At 42.5% G+C, this 16,256-nt stretch carries 13 protein-coding genes and 1 tRNA gene; 13 read left to right on the forward strand and 1 reads right to left on the reverse strand.

What is annotated here, in order from left to right; genetic code table 11:
• Window positions 1-293: 293 nt before the first annotated feature.
• From ABKJ27_RS03810 to ftsY, 13 genes are all read left to right on the forward strand, one after another.
• Window positions 294-1,856: a 2-isopropylmalate synthase gene (locus ABKJ27_RS03810; RefSeq protein ID WP_410012077.1), complete on the forward strand. Its 1,563-nt coding sequence runs from the start codon at window positions 294-296 to the stop codon at window positions 1,854-1,856.
• Between the two features lie 11 nt (window positions 1,857-1,867).
• Window positions 1,868-2,905: a 3-isopropylmalate dehydrogenase gene (gene leuB / locus ABKJ27_RS03815; protein ID WP_410012078.1), complete on the forward strand. Its 1,038-nt coding sequence runs from the start codon at window positions 1,868-1,870 to the stop codon at window positions 2,903-2,905.
• Complete coding sequence (locus ABKJ27_RS03820; RefSeq protein WP_410012079.1) at window positions 2,902-3,171, forward strand: DUF1294 domain-containing protein; 270 nt, start codon at window positions 2,902-2,904, stop codon at window positions 3,169-3,171. The genes leuB and ABKJ27_RS03820 overlap by 4 nt, the downstream gene beginning before the upstream one ends.
• A 3-nt stretch (window positions 3,172-3,174) precedes the next feature.
• Entirely contained in the window at window positions 3,175-4,557 is a 1,383-nt protein-coding gene (gene leuC, locus ABKJ27_RS03825; protein ID WP_410012080.1) for a 3-isopropylmalate dehydratase large subunit, read from the forward strand.
• 9 nt (window positions 4,558-4,566) lie between these two features.
• Window positions 4,567-5,160 carry a 3-isopropylmalate dehydratase small subunit gene (gene leuD, locus ABKJ27_RS03830; RefSeq protein WP_410012081.1) on the forward strand — a complete coding sequence of 198 codons (594 nt, stop codon included), beginning with the start codon at window positions 4,567-4,569 and terminating at the stop codon, window positions 5,158-5,160.
• A gap of 27 nt (window positions 5,161-5,187) precedes the next feature.
• Complete coding sequence (locus tag ABKJ27_RS03835) at window positions 5,188-5,967, forward strand: L-threonylcarbamoyladenylate synthase (protein ID WP_272155294.1); 780 nt, start codon at window positions 5,188-5,190, stop codon at window positions 5,965-5,967.
• Window positions 5,968-6,165: 198 nt separating this feature from the next.
• Complete coding sequence (locus ABKJ27_RS03840) at window positions 6,166-7,152, forward strand: GMP reductase (protein WP_410012082.1); 987 nt, start codon at window positions 6,166-6,168, stop codon at window positions 7,150-7,152.
• A 66-nt stretch (window positions 7,153-7,218) separates the two neighbouring features.
• A tRNA-Arg gene (locus tag ABKJ27_RS03845) sits at window positions 7,219-7,290 on the forward strand.
• 184 nt (window positions 7,291-7,474) lie between these two features.
• Window positions 7,475-8,173, forward strand: a complete 699-nt coding sequence (gene rnc / locus ABKJ27_RS03850; RefSeq protein ID WP_033677334.1) for a ribonuclease III — start codon at window positions 7,475-7,477, stop codon at window positions 8,171-8,173.
• Window positions 8,164-11,703 carry a chromosome segregation protein SMC gene (smc, locus tag ABKJ27_RS03855; protein WP_410012083.1) on the forward strand — a complete coding sequence of 1,180 codons (3,540 nt, stop codon included), beginning with the start codon at window positions 8,164-8,166 and terminating at the stop codon, window positions 11,701-11,703. The genes rnc and smc overlap by 10 nt, the downstream gene beginning before the upstream one ends.
• Window positions 11,700-12,494, forward strand: a complete 795-nt coding sequence (locus tag ABKJ27_RS03860; RefSeq protein ID WP_410012084.1) for a Cof-type HAD-IIB family hydrolase — start codon at window positions 11,700-11,702, stop codon at window positions 12,492-12,494. The genes smc and ABKJ27_RS03860 overlap by 4 nt, the downstream gene beginning before the upstream one ends.
• The gene (locus ABKJ27_RS03865) at window positions 12,494-13,312 is read left to right on the forward strand and encodes a Cof-type HAD-IIB family hydrolase (RefSeq protein ID WP_000763444.1); all 819 of its coding nucleotides are present in this window, start codon (window positions 12,494-12,496) and stop codon (window positions 13,310-13,312) included. Before ABKJ27_RS03860 ends, ABKJ27_RS03865 begins: the two co-directional genes overlap by 1 nt.
• 3 nt (window positions 13,313-13,315) lie before the next feature.
• Complete coding sequence (ftsY, locus tag ABKJ27_RS03870; RefSeq protein ID WP_000522340.1) at window positions 13,316-14,605, forward strand: signal recognition particle-docking protein FtsY; 1,290 nt, start codon at window positions 13,316-13,318, stop codon at window positions 14,603-14,605.
• 44 nt (window positions 14,606-14,649) lie between these two features.
• Here the strand turns inward: ftsY and zwf are convergent, their stop codons facing one another.
• Window positions 14,650-16,137, reverse strand: coding sequence for a glucose-6-phosphate dehydrogenase (zwf, locus tag ABKJ27_RS03875; RefSeq protein WP_410012085.1), 1,488 nt, complete (start codon window positions 16,135-16,137; stop codon window positions 14,650-14,652).
• Window positions 16,138-16,256 lie beyond the last annotated feature (119 nt).

Below are 16,256 nucleotides of genomic sequence, written 5' to 3' on the forward strand. Positions count from 1 at the left end.
GAACTTTCAATTAGCAAAATATTCTCTACTGATGAAATTTTCAGAAAATATTGGATTTTTTCTTGACAAGCACTTTTGCCTATGCTAAAATACTAAACAAGATATCAAACGAAGGAGAAAGTCAAACATGAAAACAGCTAAGTTTAATCAATTTGCTTTGTTGTTGAGGTACTCGGGCTAGTGCAAAATGCATTAGTCCTGTTTGGCTTACCAAGCGGGAGTGAATCAACATCTCGCTTGGACTTCTGAGCGAGATGTTTTTTTAAAACCACATTTGGAAAAGGGGAAATCTTATGAGAACAGTTGAATTTCTAGATACTAGCCTTCGGGATGGAGAACAGACACCTGGTGTTAATTTTTCAATCAAGGAAAAAATTGCCATTGCAAGGCAGCTTGAGAAATGGGGCATTTCAGCCATTGAAGCTGGTTTTCCGGCTGCGAGTCCTGATTCATTCACTGCGGTTCAGGAGATCGCCAAGGTCTTGAAAAAAACGGCGGTGACTGGGTTAGCACGTTCTGTCAAGTCTGATATTGATGCTTGTTACGAGGCACTCAAGGATGCCAAGTATCCACAGGTTCACGTCTTTATCGCTACCAGTCCGATTCACCGCAAGTATAAACTCAATAAGAGCAAGGAAGAGATTTTAGAAGCTATTAAGGAGCATGTTTCTTATGCCCGTTCTAAGTTCGAGATTGTCGAGTTCTCTCCTGAGGATGCGACTCGAACAGAGTTGGATTTCCTCTTGCAAGTTGTTCAAACAGCGGTTGATGCTGGGGCGACTTATATCAATATCCCTGACACGGTAGGATTTACCACTCCAGAGGAATATGGCGCTATCTTCAAATACTTGATTGAGAATGTTAAGACGGATCGTCAGATTATCTATTCGCCTCACTGTCACGATGACCTCGGAATGGCAGTGGCTAATAGCCTTGCTGCTGTTAAGAATGGGGCCGGACGAGTAGAGGGGACTATCAACGGTATTGGTGAGCGAGCTGGTAATGCTGCTTTGGAAGAAATTGCAGTTGCTCTCAATATTCGCCAAGATTACTATCAAGCAGTAACCAGTATTGTCCTAAATGAAACCATCAATACTTCTGAAATGGTTTCTCGATTCTCTGGTATTCCAGTTCCTAAAAATAAGGCAGTCGTTGGAGGCAATGCCTTCTCTCATGAGTCTGGTATTCACCAAGACGGAGTCCTTAAAAATCCTCTTACCTATGAAATCATAACCCCTGAATTAGTCGGTGTTAAGAGTAATAGTCTTCCACTTGGAAAATTGTCTGGTCGCCATGCCTTTGTTGAAAAACTAAGAGAACTAGCCCTAGATTATACAGAAGAGGACATCAAACCACTCTTTGCTAAGTTCAAGGGGCTGGCTGATAAAAAGCAAGAAATCACAGATGCAGATATTCGAGCTTTGGTAGCTGGAACCATGGTTGAAAATCCAGAAGGCTTCCACTTTGATGATTTACAACTTCAAACTCATGCAGATAATGACATTGAAGCAATCGTTAGCCTAGCCAATATGGATGGTGAAAAAGTCGAATTTAATGCGACAGGCCAAGGTTCCGTTGAGGCTATCTTCAACGCTATCGACAAGTTCTTCAATCAATCCGTTCGCTTGGTGTCCTATACTATTGACGCTGTGACGGATGGAATCGATGCCCAGGCTCGGGTTTTGGTCACTGTTGAAAATAGAGATACAGAAACCATCTTTAATGCAGCAGGTCTGGATTTCGATGTACTGAAAGCTTCTGCTATTGCCTATATCAATGCCAATACCTTTGTTCAAAAAGAGAATGCTGGTGAGATGGGACGAAGTGTTTCTTACCGTGACATGCCTAGTGTGTAAAGGAGAATACTATGACAAATAAAATAGTAGCTTTAGCAGGGGACGGAATTGGCCCAGAAATCATGGAGGCTGGTTTGGAAGTTCTGGAGGCTCTAGCTGAAAAAACAGGCTTTGATTATGAGATTGAAAGGCGACTTTTTGGAGGTGCAGGTATAGATGCAGCAGGGCATCCCTTACCTGATGAAACACTCAAGACAAGTAGAGAAGCAGATGCCATTCTCCTAGCGGCTATCGGTAGTCCTCAGTATGATGGAGCAGCGGTGAGACCTGAACAAGGCCTGCTGGCTCTCCGTAAGGAACTAAATCTCTATGCCAATATTCGCCCAGTCAAAATCTTTGAGAGTCTCAAGCATTTGTCACCTCTCAAACCAGAACGAATTGCTGGTGTGGACTTTGTCGTAGTGCGTGAGTTGACAGGCGGGATTTACTTTGGAGATCATATTCTTGAAGAGCGAAAAGCGCGTGATATCAACGACTATAGCTATGAGGAAGTGGAGCGAATTATTCGTAAAGCCTTTGAAATTGCAAGAAGTAGAAGAAAAATCGTTACTAGCATTGATAAGCAAAACGTGTTGGCAACATCAAAACTCTGGCGCATAGTAGCTGAGGAAGTCGCACAGGATTTCCCAGATGTGACCTTGGAACACCAGTTGGTAGACTCAGCTGCCATGCTCATGATTACCAATCCTGCTAAATTTGATGTCATCGTGACAGAGAATCTTTTTGGAGATATTCTATCTGATGAATCAAGTGTTCTATCTGGTACACTTGGGGTTATGCCATCAGCCAGTCATTCTGAAAATGGCCCAAGTCTCTATGAACCTATTCACGGTTCAGCGCCTGATATTGCAGGTCAAGGCATTGCAAATCCTATCTCCATGATTTTATCAGTTGCCATGATGCTGAGAGATAGTTTTGGACGTTTTGAGGATGCGGAGCGTATCGAGCATGCTGTTGAAGCAAGTTTGGCAGCTGGCATTTTAACGAGAGACATAGGAGGTCAGGCTTCGACCAAGGAAATTACAGAAGCTATTATTGCAAGATTATGAAGTTAGATGAAAAAATTACTCTAGCTCTCTTGATTTGGAATGTCATGATTTTCTTGATTTATGGCATTGACAAATCTAAGGCAAGAAGAAGAGCGTGGCGCATACCAGAGAAAATCTTACTCGTTTTAGCCTTTACTTGTGGTGGTTTTGGGGCCTGGTTAGCAGGAATCACTTTTCACCACAAGACTAGAAAATGGTACTTTAAAACAGTTTGGTTTCTTGGGATGGTGACCACACTAGTAGCCTTATATTATATTTGGAGGTAATGGATGGCAGGAAAATCGATTTTTGATAAATTATGGGACCGCCATGTCATCACAGGAGAAGAGGGGCAACCCCAACTCATGTATGTGGACCAGCACTATATCCACGAGGTGACTAGTCCCCAAGCCTTTCAAGGATTACGAGATGCAGGTCGCAGATTGAGACGACCAGACTTGACATTTGGTACCTTTGACCACAATGTCCCAACGGTTAATATCTACGATATTCGAGATGTGATTTCTAAAGCACAAATTGATAAGCTAGCTGAAAATGTTGAGGAATTTGGAATTGAGCATGCGGCCCACGGTTCTGAAAAACAAGGAATCGTTCATATGGTTGGTCCAGAAACAGGACGGACCCAACCAGGAAAATTCATTGTTTGTGGGGACAGCCATACGGCAACCCACGGAGCTTTCGGAGCAATCGCCTTTGGAATTGGGACCAGTGAAGTTGAGCATGTTTTTGCTACCCAAACCCTCTGGCAAGTCAAACCCAAGAAAATGTTGGTAGAATTCACTGGAGTTCCTCAAAAAGGAGTTTATTCCAAGGATTTCATTTTAGCCTTGATTGCCAAGTACGGTGTTGCTTGTGGTGTTGGTTACGTGGTGGAATATCGTGGACAAGCTATTGATGCACTGAGCATGGAAGAGCGAATGACCATCTGCAATATGTCCATCGAGTTTGGTTCTAAGATGGGAATCATGAATCCGGACCAAACCACCTATGATTATCTCAAGGGACGGGAATGTGTTCCAGAGGACTTTGAAGAGGCTGTAGCGGATTGGAAAACCCTTGTCAGTGATGATGATTCCATTTACGATAAGGTTATCCAGATGGATGTCTCTGACTTGGCTCCTATGGTAACCTGGGGAACCAATCCTGCTATGGGGGTTGACTTTGACAGTAGTTTCCCAGAAATTAAAGATATGAATGATGAGCGAGCTTACAACTACATGGACTTAGAGCCAGGTCAAAAGCCGGCTGATATTGAACTAGGCTATATCTTTATCGGTTCATGTACCAATGCTCGTCTCAGTGACTTGCAACTGGCTGCTCGATTTGTTAAAGGGAAGAAAATTGCTTCAAACTTAACGGCTATCGTGGTTCCAGGCTCTCGTCCTGTCAAACGAGCTGCTGAAAAGTTGGGCTTGGACAAGGTCTTTCTAGATGCTGGATTTGAGTGGAGAGACCCGGGTTGCTCTATGTGCCTAGGGATGAATCCTGACAAGGTACCTGATGGTGTTCACTGCGCCTCAACCAGCAATCGAAACTTTGAAGACAGACAAGGATTTGGCGCTAAGACTCATCTCTGTAGTCCAGCTATGGCAGCTGCGGCAGCTATTGCAGGGCGTTTCGTAGATGTTCGAAAAATGCCAGAAGCCCAGTAAGGAGAGGATATGGAGAAATTTACAGTTTATACGGGAACGACCGTTCCTCTCATGAATGATAACATCGACACCGACCAAATCCTACCCAAGCAGTTTCTCAAGTTAATTGATAAAAAAGGCTTTGGTAAGTACCTCATGTATGCTTGGCGTTATTTGGATGATCTCTATACTGAGGATCCAGACTTTGTCTTTAACCGACCTGAATATCGCAAAGCCAGTATTCTCATTTCAGGGGATAACTTTGGCGCAGGGTCTTCGAGGGAGCACGCAGCTTGGGCATTAGCTGACTACGGCTTTAAAGTCGTAATTGCAGGGTCTTTTGGGGATATTCATTACAATAATGAACTCAATAATGGCATGTTGCCTATTGTACAGCCTCGAGAGGTGAGAGAGAAACTAGCCCAGCTAAAACCAAGTGACCAGGTCACTGTGGACTTGGAACAACAAGAAATCATCTCACCAGTTGGAGAATTCACTTTCGAAATCGATAGCGAATGGAAACATAAGCTCTTAAATGGTTTGGATGATATCGGTATTACCTTGCAGTATGAAGATTTGATTGCTGCTTATGAAAAACAACGACCAGCCTACTGGCAGGATTAGAAGAAAAAAAGAAAAGGAAATAGAACTATGACAAAACACATTCAATGGAACGGAACACTTTCACAAGAAGGCTATGACATTTTAAAAGGTGAGGGCGGATGTATCGTTTGCCCTACAAAAGTTGGTTATATCATCATGACTAGTGACAAGGCAGGTCTTGAACGCAAGTTCGCAGCCAAAGAGCGTAACCGTAACAAACCAGGTGTTGTTCTCTGCGGTAGCATGGACGAGCTTCGTGCTTTAGCACAACTTAACCCAGAAATTGAAGCCTTCTACCAAAAACATTGGGATGAAGATATTCTTCTTGGTTGTATCCTTCCTTGGAAACCAGAAGCCTTTGAAAAACTCAAAGCATACGGCGATGGTCGTGAAGAGCTGATGACTGACGTGCGTGGAACGAGCTGTTTTGTTATCAAGTTTGGGAAAGCTGGTGAACAATTGGCTGCCAAACTTTGGGAAGAAGGCAAGATGGTTTATGCCTCATCAGCTAACCCATCTGGAAAAGGAAACCGTGGTAAGGTAGAAGGTATCGGAGAACGTATCGAAGGAGCAGTAGATCTTGTCATTGAAGCAGACGACTATGTGGCATCAATCCAGCCTGACAAAACGATTGAAACTCGCTACGAGCAAGGTGTGATGGTGTCTATGGTCGATAAAGACGGCAAACTCATCCCAGAACAAGGAGGAGACCGTTCAATCTCACCAGCACCAGTCGTTATCCGTAAAGGGCTTGACATTGATAAAATCATGATGCACTTGTCAGATACTTTTAACTCATGGGACTACCGTCAGGGTGAGTATTATTAGGATAGAGAAGGAGTGGGGAGAAAACAATTTCCCCTCTTTTTTCTATTTACGCAAGAAAAATCCGAACATTATATTTTAATTTATAAAATTATTTGACAAAATCTGTACTTTAGTTTATAATAAATTAAGGAAACGTCGGAAAAGACGTAGAGATGCGCAAGCATAGGTAGGTCATTATAAAAGAAACGAGACATCGATATGTTAAATGAATTTCCAATTTTTGATTACGAAGATATTCAATTGATTCCGAATAAATGTGTGATTAAAAGCCGTGCAGAAGCGGATACAAGTGTTACTCTAGGAAATCACATCTTTAAACTACCAGTTGTACCAGCTAATATGCAGACGATTTTGGATGAAAATGTAGCAGAGCAACTAGCTAAAGGTGGCTATTTCTACATTATGCACCGTTTTGATGAGGCAGGACGCATTCCTTTTATTAAGCGTATGCATGAGAAAGGGCTCATTGCTTCTATCTCTGTCGGTGTTAAGGATTATGAGTATGATTTTGTCAGCCAGCTCAAGGCTGACGCTCCAGAATACATCACGATTGACATTGCCCATGGTCATGCGGATAGCGTGATTTCTATGATTCAACACATCAAGAAAGAACTGCCAGATACCTTTGTCATTGCTGGAAATGTGGGAACACCAGAAGCTGTGCGTGAATTGGAAAATGCTGGTGCGGATGCTACTAAGGTCGGAATTGGACCTGGTAAGGTTTGTATTACCAAGGTTAAGACTGGTTTTGGTACAGGTGGTTGGCAGTTGGCTGCTCTACGCTGGTGTGCTAAGGCGGCACGTAAACCGATTATAGCTGATGGTGGAATTCGTACTCATGGTGATATTGCCAAGTCTATCCGCTTCGGTGCCAGCATGGTCATGATTGGTTCCCTCTTTGCAGGACACATCGAAAGTCCAGGGAAAACGATTGAAGTCGATGGTGAACAGTTCAAAGAATATTACGGTTCAGCCTCACAATATCAAAAAGGTGCTTATAAAAATGTGGAAGGCAAACGCATCTTGCTTCCTGCCAAAGGGCACTTGCAAGATACTTTAATTGAGATGGAACAAGACCTTCAAAGTGCTATTTCGTATGCGGGTGGACGTCAGGTTGCTGACCTTAAACACGTTGATTATGTTATCGTGAAAAACTCTATCTGGAATGGGGATGCTTCCCACTAAGACGGGCTATCTCACTAGAAAAAAACTTGTTATTAAAGCAAATTTCTGTTATAATAAAACAAGTTTCCACCCTTAGTGTAATGGATATCACGTAAGATTCCGGTTCTTGAGATGGGGGTTCGATTCCCTCAGGGTGGATGTAAACATCCTAAAAAAGCCTTTAATAGGGCTTTTTTCTTTATTCTGGCCAATGTTTAACCTAAAAGCTGAAAATCTCATTTTAAAGAATGCCCCAAATGCTCTCCAGTCCCGTTTTAAAGTGACTCAGGGGGCTTTTTTTGATATAATAAAAAGGACTGTTATCAGTTAGAAAGAGGTTGGTATGAAAGAATTACAAACTGTACTAAAGAACCATTTTGCAATCGAATTTGCAGACAAAAATTTACTGGAGACTGCCTTTACTCATACGAGTTATGCCAATGAGCACCGCCTCTTAAAAATTTCACACAATGAACGCTTGGAATTTTTAGGAGACGCTGTTCTACAGTTATTGATTTCAGAATATCTGTATAAAAAATATCCTAAAAAGCCTGAGGGTGACTTGTCTAAACTCCGTGCCATGATTGTCCGAGAGGAGAGTTTGGCTGGTTTTGCGCGTGATTGCCAGTTTGACCAGTTTATTAAGTTGGGTAAGGGGGAAGAAAAATCGGGTGGTCGTAATCGTGATACCATTCTTGGTGATGCCTTTGAAGCCTTTCTTGGTGCCCTTCTTTTGGACAAGGATGTGGCCAAGGTTAAGGCATTTATCTATCAAGTCATGATTCCTAAGGTTGAAGCAGGCGAATTTGAGATGATTACAGACTACAAAACCCATCTCCAAGAGTTACTTCAGGTCAATGGCGATGTGGCTATTCGTTATCAGGTGATTTCGGAAACGGGTCCTGCCCACGATAAGGTTTTTGATGTAGAAGTTCTGGTTGAAGGCAAAAGCATTGGTCAAGGTCAAGGTCGTTCTAAGAAATTAGCAGAGCAGGAAGCTGCCAAAAATGCCGTTGAGAAAGGGCTGGATTCATGTATTTAAAGGAAATCGAAATTCAGGGATTCAAGTCTTTTGCTGATAAGACTAAGGTCGTCTTTGACCAAGGTGTGACGGCAGTTGTTGGACCCAATGGATCTGGAAAGTCAAATATCACAGAAAGCCTGCGATGGGCATTGGGAGAGTCCAGTGTTAAGAGTCTCCGTGGTGGCAAGATGCCAGACGTTATCTTTGCTGGAACTGAAAGCCGCAAACCACTCAATTATGCTTCTGTAGTTGTGACTTTGGATAATAATGACGGATTTATCAAGGACGCAGGTCAAGAAATTAGAGTGGAACGCCATATTTATCGTAGTGGAGATAGCGAATACAAGATTGACGGCAAGAAAGTCCGTCTGCGTGATATTCATGACCTCTTCTTGGATACAGGTTTGGGACGAGATTCCTTCTCTATTATTTCCCAAGGGAAGGTTGAGGAGATTTTCAACTCCAAGCCTGAGGAACGTCGTGCCATTTTCGAAGAAGCTGCAGGAGTTTTGAAATACAAGACTCGCAGAAAAGAAACTGAGAGTAAACTACAACAAACTCAGGATAATCTAGACCGCTTAGAGGACATTATCTACGAGTTGGATAATCAAATCAAGCCTCTTGAGAAGCAAGCTGAGAATGCCCGTAAGTTTTTAGACTTGGAAGGTCAACGCAAGGCTATTTATTTAGACGTGCTGGTTGCTCAAATCAAGGAAAATAAGGCTGAATTAGAATCGACAGAAGAAGAGTTGGCACAGGTTCAGGCACTCTTGACGAGCTACTACCAGAAGCGTGAAAAATTAGAAGAAGAAAATCAGAATCTCAAGAAGCAACGTCAAGATTTACAGGCTGAGATGGCCAAAGACCAGGGCAGTTTGATGGATTTGACCAGTCTAATTAGTGATTTAGAGAGAAAATTAGCCCTGTCGAAATTAGAATCTGAGCAAGTAGCCCTGAATCAACAGGAAGCACAATCTCGTTTGGCTGCTTTGGAGGATAAGAGAAATTTACTCAGCCAAGAAAAATCTGATAAAGAAAGCTCTTTAACTCTGTTAGAGGAAAATCTAGTCCAAAATAATCAAAAACTCAATCGTTTAGAAGCTGAATTGCTAGCTTTTTCAGATGATCCTGATCAGATGATTGAGCACTTACGTGAACGCTTTGTAGCTCTTTTACAAGAAGAAGCAGATGTCTCAAACCAGCTGACCCGTATCGAAAACGAGTTGGAAAATAGTCGTCAGCTTTCTCAAAAACAAGCAGATCAACTACAAAAACTCAAAGAACAATTGGCTACAGCTAAAGAGAAGGCTAGTCAGCAAAAAGACGAACTTGAAACTGCCAAGGAGCATGTTCAGAAATTATTGGCCGACTATCAAGCTATTGCCAAGGAGCAAGAGGAGCAGAAAGCTTCCTATCAAGCTCAACAAAGTCAACTCTTTGATCGTCTGGATAATCTCAAAAACAAGCAGGCTAGAGCCCAAAGTTTGGAAAATATCCTGAGAAACCATAGTAACTTTTATGCAGGTGTTAAGAGTGTTCTCCAAGAAAAAGACCGCCTTGGTGGGATTATTGGTGCAGTCAGTGAGCACCTGACCTTTGATGTTCATTATCAAACTGCTCTAGAGATTGCCTTAGGGGCAAGCAGTCAGCATATCATCGTAGAAGATGAGAACGCGGCGACTAAGGCTATTGATTTCCTCAAACGGAACAGAGCCGGTCGTGCGACCTTCCTTCCGTTGACCACGATCAAAGCGCGTACGATTTCTAGTCAGAACCAAGATGCTATCGCTGCAAGTCTAGGATTTCTGGGCATGGCAGATGAGCTGGTTACTTTCGATACTAGACTAGAAGCTATTTTCAAAAACTTGCTAGCAACGACAGCAATTTTTGATACCGTAGAACATGCGCGTGCAGCAGCTCGCCAGGTTCGTTACCAGGTTCGTATGGTGACTTTGGACGGCACGGAGTTGCGCACAGGTGGTTCCTATGCAGGTGGAGCTAATCGTCAGAACAACAGCATTTTCATCAAGCCAGAACTGGAGCAATTACAAAAAGAAATTGCTGAAGAAGAAGCAAGTCTGCGTTCTGAAGAAGCGAGTTTGAAGACCTTGCAAGACCAGATGGCTAGATTGACAGAAAGATTAGAAGTTATTAAATCTCAAGGAGAGCAGGCACGTATTCAGGAGCAAGGCTTATCCCTCGCTTATCAGCAGACCAGTCAGCAAGTTGAAGAGCTAGAAACTCTTTGGAAACTCCAAGAAGAGGAATTAGATCGTCTTTCTGAAGGAGATTGGCAAGCAGATAAGGAAAAATGCCAAGCACGCCTTGCTACAATCGCAAGTGACAAGCAAAATCTGGAAGCTGAGATTGAAGAGATTAAGTCTAACAAAAACGCCATCCAAGAACGCTATCAAAACTTGCAGGAAGAGGTAGCGCAAGCTCGCTTGCTTAAGACAGAACTGCAAGGGCAAAAACGTTACGAAGTTGCTGATATTGAACGCTTAGGTAAGGAACTAAGTAATCTTGATCTTGAGCAAGAAGAAATCCAGCGCCTTCTTCAAGAAAAGGTTGATAATCTGGAGAAGGTTGATACAGAATTGCTCAGTCAACAGGCTGAAGAAGCCAAAACTCAGAAAACAAACCTCCAACAAGGTTTGATTCGCAAGCAGTTTGAATTAGATGATATTGAAGGGCAACTAGATGATATTGCTAGTCATTTGGATCAGGCTCGCCAGCAGAATGAGGAGTGGATTCGCAAGCAAACACGTGCTGAAGCCAAGAAAGAAAAGGTCAGCGAACGCTTGCGCCATCTACAAGCTCAATTAACAGACCAGTACCAGATTAGCTATACTGAAGCTTTAGAAAAGTCTCATGAGTTGGAAAATCTCAATCTGGCAGAGCAAGAGGTTAAGGATTTAGAGAAAGCTATTCGCTCGCTGGGTCCTGTCAACTTGGAAGCTATTGACCAGTACGAAGAAGTTCACAATCGTCTGGACTTCCTAAATAGACAGCGAGATGACATTTTGTCAGCGAAAAATTTGCTCCTTGAGACCATTACAGAGATGAATGACGAGGTCAAGGAACGCTTTAAATCAACCTTTGAAGCCATTCGTGAGTCCTTTAAAGTGACCTTCAAACAGATGTTTGGAGGAGGTCAGGCAGATTTAATCTTGACTGAGGGGGACTTGTTGACAGCTGGGGTTGAGATTTCTGTTCAACCACCAGGCAAGAAAATACAGTCTCTCAATCTCATGAGTGGTGGTGAAAAAGCTCTATCGGCTCTTGCTCTGCTCTTCTCTATTATCCGTGTCAAGACCATTCCATTTGTGATTTTGGATGAGGTAGAAGCTGCGCTGGATGAAGCCAATGTTAAACGTTTCGGGGATTACCTCAACCGCTTTGATAAGGACAGCCAGTTTATCGTCGTAACCCACCGTAAGGGAACCATGGCGGCGGCTGATTCCATCTATGGAGTGACCATGCAAGAATCGGGTGTCTCAAAAATTGTTTCGGTGAAGTTAAAAGATTTGGAAAGTATTGAAGGATGACAATTAAACTAGTAGCAACGGATATGGATGGAACCTTCCTAGATGGGAATGGACGCTTTGATATGGACCGCCTCAAGTCTATCTTGGCTTCCTACAAGGAAAAAGGGATTTACTTTGCGGTGGCTTCGGGTCGAGGATTTCTATCCTTAGAAAAATTATTTGCTGATGTTCGTGATGACATTATTTTTATCGCGGAAAATGGCAGTTTGGTAGAATATCGAGGTCAAGACTTGTATGAAGCGACTATGTCTCGTGAGTTTTATCTAGCAACTTTTGAAAAGCTGAAAACGTCACCTTATGTAGATATCAATAAACTGCTCTTGACGGGGAGAAAAGGCTCTTATGTGCTAGATACGGTTGATGAGATCTATTTGAAAGAGAGCCAGCATTATAATGAAAATATCCAAAAAGTAGCCAGTCTGGAAGATATCACAGATGACATTTTCAAATTTACAACCAACTTCACAGAAGAAACTCTCGAAGCTGGAGAAGCTTGGGTAAACGAAAACGTTCCTGGTGTGAAGGCTATGACAACTGGCTTTGAATCCATTGATATTGTTCTGGACTATGTTGATAAGGGAGTGGCTATTGTTGAATTAGCTAAAAAACTTGCTATCACAATGGATCAGGTCATGGCTTTTGGAGACAATCTAAATGACTTGCATATGATGCAGGTTGTGGGACATCCTGTGGCTCCTGAAAATGCACGACCAGAAATTTTAGAATTAGCAGAGACTGTGATTGGTCACCATAAGGACCAGTCGGTTATAGCTTATATGGAGGGCTTATAATGGCAGATATAAAATTGATTGCATTGGACTTGGACGGGACCTTGCTGACTACTGATAAAAGGCTGACAGATCGAACCAAGGCAACCCTGAAAGCTGCACGTGATCGTGGTATCAAGGTCGTATTAACAACTGGTCGTCCCTTAAAAGCTATGGATTTCTTTCTCCATGAGCTAGGGACTGACGGCCAAGAAGATGAGTATACGATTACTTTTAATGGTGGTTTGGTTCAGAAAAATACAGGTGAAATCCTTGATAAGACAGTCTTTTCATATGATGATGTAGCACGCTTGTATGAGGAAACAGAGAAATTATCACTGCCTCTTGATGCCATTTCAGAAGGAACTGTTTATCAAATCCAATCGGACCAAGAAAGTCTTTATGCCAAATTTAATCCAGCATTGACCTTTGTTCCAGTGGACTTTGAAGATCTATCTAGTCAAATGACCTACAATAAATGCGTGACTGCCTTTGCTCAAGAACCCTTGGATGCAGCCATTCAGAAGATTTCTCCAGAATTGTTTGACCAATATGAAATCTTTAAATCACGAGAAATGTTGCTAGAGTGGTCACCAAAGAATGTTCATAAAGCAACAGGTTTGGCAAAACTAATCAGCCATCTTGGAATCGACCAAAGCCAAGTCATGGCCTGTGGAGATGAGGCCAATGACCTTTCTATGATTGAATGGGCAGGGCTCGGTGTTGCCATGCAAAATGCTGTTCCTGAAGTCAAGGCAGTTGCAAATGTAGTGACTCCAATGACCAATGATGAAGAGGCTGTCGCCTGGGCTATTGAAGAATATGTGCTAAAGGAGAACTAAGATATGGGATTATTTGACCGTCTATTCGGAAAAAAAGAAGAACCTAAAATCGAAGAAGTTGTAAAAGAAGCTCTGGAAAATCTTGATTTGTCTGAAGATGTTGAGCCAGCCTTAACAGAAGCTGAGGAACTTCCTCATGAAGAAGCAGAAGTTGAAAGTTCTGAAGAAGCTCTGCTCCAAGAAGAGGAAAATCAAGACACAGTTGAAGAAAGTCTGGATTCAGAACCAACTGTAGAAGTTTCTCAAGAAGAAATAGAAGAATTTCCAAACTCAGAAGAAGTCACAGAGGAAGAGAATACGGAGCTCCTAGAGACTGTAGAAGAAAATAATTCTGAAGTTCTTGAAGCAGAAACGACTCAAGTAGAAGAGACTGTTCAGGAAAAATATGACCGCAGTCTCAAGAAAACTCGTACAGGATTTGGTGCTCGTTTGAATGCCTTCTTTGCCAATTTCCGCTCTGTTGATGAAGAATTTTTCGAGGAACTGGAAGAACTGCTAATTATGAGTGATGTTGGTGTCCAGGTCGCTTCTAACTTAACAGAGGAGCTACGCTACGAAGCCAAGCTTGAAAACGCCAAGAAACCTGACGCACTTCGCCGTGTCATCATTGAGAAATTGGTTGAGCTTTATGAAAAGGATGGCAACTACGATGAAAGAATCCACTTCCAAGATGGCTTGACAGTCATGCTCTTTGTCGGGGTCAATGGTGTTGGGAAAACAACTTCTATCGGGAAACTAGCCCACCGCTACAAACAAGCTGGCAAGAAAGTCATGTTGGTTGCGGCAGATACCTTCCGTGCAGGGGCAGTAGCCCAGCTAGCAGAATGGGGCCGTCGTGTAGATGTTCCAGTAGTAACTGGAGCTGAAAAAGCTGACCCAGCCAGTGTGGTCTTTGATGGCATGGAACGTGCCGTATCTGAAGGTATCGATATTCTCATGATCGATACTGCAGGTCGTCTGCAAAATAAGGATAACCTTATGGCCGAGCTAGAAAAGATTGGTCGTATCATCAAACGTGTTGTGCCAGAAGCTCCGCATGAAACCTTCTTGGCACTTGATGCATCAACAGGTCAAAACGCTCTTGTACAGGCCAAAGAATTTTCAAAAATAACGCCATTAACTGGAATTGTCTTGACTAAGATTGATGGAACTGCTCGAGGTGGTGTTGTTTTAGCCATCCGTGAAGAACTCAATATTCCTGTAAAATTGATTGGTTTTGGTGAAAAAATCGATGATATTGGAGAGTTTAACTCAGAAAACTTTATGAAGGGTCTCTTAGAAGGCTTAATCTAATCAGAAGCAAAAATCCTGCAAGGCACAAACTTGCAGGAAATTTTTTATTCTAAACGACCATCTTGACGATAGGCGATATCTGGTTGCCAAGTCCATTTGGCATCGAATTTTTCAAGTAAGTCAAAGCTGGCTTGAGGTCCCATGCTTCCAGCTTTATAGTCATGAAGTGGGGCACCATTTTCAGCCCAGAGTTCTTCGATACGGTCAATCAATTTCCATGACGCACCAACTTCATCCCAGTGGCTAAAGTTAGTTGAGTTGTTATTTAGGACATCATAAATCAATTTCTCGTATGGCTCTGGAGAAGCACCAGTTGCGGTCGCATCTGTACGGTAATCCAGTGAGTTAGGAGCCAAGTTGAATTCTTCTCCTACCTGCTTCCCATTTAGACTGAGAGAGAAGCCTTCTGTTGGTTGGATATAGATGGTCAAAATGTTTGGAGCAAGTGGTTCTCCAAAGATAGAATCCATTTGTTTAAAGACGATGTTGACATGAGTTCCTTTTTCAGTCAGACGTTTACCAGTACGGAAGAAGAAAGGAACACCACGGAAGCGATCGCTGTCTACAAAGAAGGCACCAGATGCAAAGGTTTCAGTTGTAGATTCTGGATTCACATTTGGCTCGCTACGGTAAGAGATATACTTCATGCCATCAATCTTACCTGAACGGTATTGACCACGGATAAAATGTTCTTTAAGTTCTTCATCAGTTGGATGATAGAGATTTTTAAAGACCTTAATCTTTTCAGCACGAATCTCGTCTTTTGTGAAGCTTGCTGGCTTGTCCATGGCAAGGAGAGAAAGAAGTTGTAGTGTATGGTTTTGTACCATGTCGCGGAGAGCACCAGACTCATCATAGTAGCCACCGCGTTCTTCTACGCCTAAGCGCTCCGCAAAGGTAATTTGAACATTGTCGATAAAGTCCTTGTTCCAAACGTTTTCAAAAATCAAGTTTGCAAAGCGGACTGCAAAGATACTTTGGATCATTTCCTTACCAAGATAATGGTCGATACGGAAAATTTGTTCTTCGTCAAATGTTGCTAGGAGCTCGTCATTCAACTTGCTTGCAGTTGCGTAATCTGTACCAAATGGTTTTTCAACGATTAAGCGTTCAAAACCTTTACCATACACAATGTTTTCAGACTTGAGGTGTTTGGCAATGGTTCCAAAGAACTGAGGCGCCATAGACAAGAAGAAGAGCTTGTTGTGTTCAGCTTGGTACTTGTCATTTAGTTCAGCCTGCAATTGACGCAAAGCAATGTAGTGTTCTGTATCGTTGACATCATGACTTTGATAGTAGAAGTGACTAGCGAACTCTTGAGCCTGTTCGGTACTATCTGCCAAATCAAGGATGGATTCGACGACAACAGATTCAAAATATTCCTTGCTCCAAGGACGACGAGCAGTTCCAATGACTGCAAAGTGCTCGGAAAGATTGCCGGATTTATATAGTCTAAAAAGGGAAGGGTAGAGCTTGCGTTTAGCCAGGTCTCCACTCGCACCGAAAATTGTAACAATAACCTTAGATGACATCTAGCTACCTAATTTCTATTTTTATTCCTAGTCTTGCTAGGTATGAGGAAACCTCATTTCATAAACTTAATTCTAACATAATTTTCCGAAAAATCAAAAAATCCAATACGAGATAGAAA

This window comes from Streptococcus sp. KHUD_011 (assembly GCF_046352925.1).
GTDB lineage: Bacteria > Bacillota > Bacilli > Lactobacillales > Streptococcaceae > Streptococcus.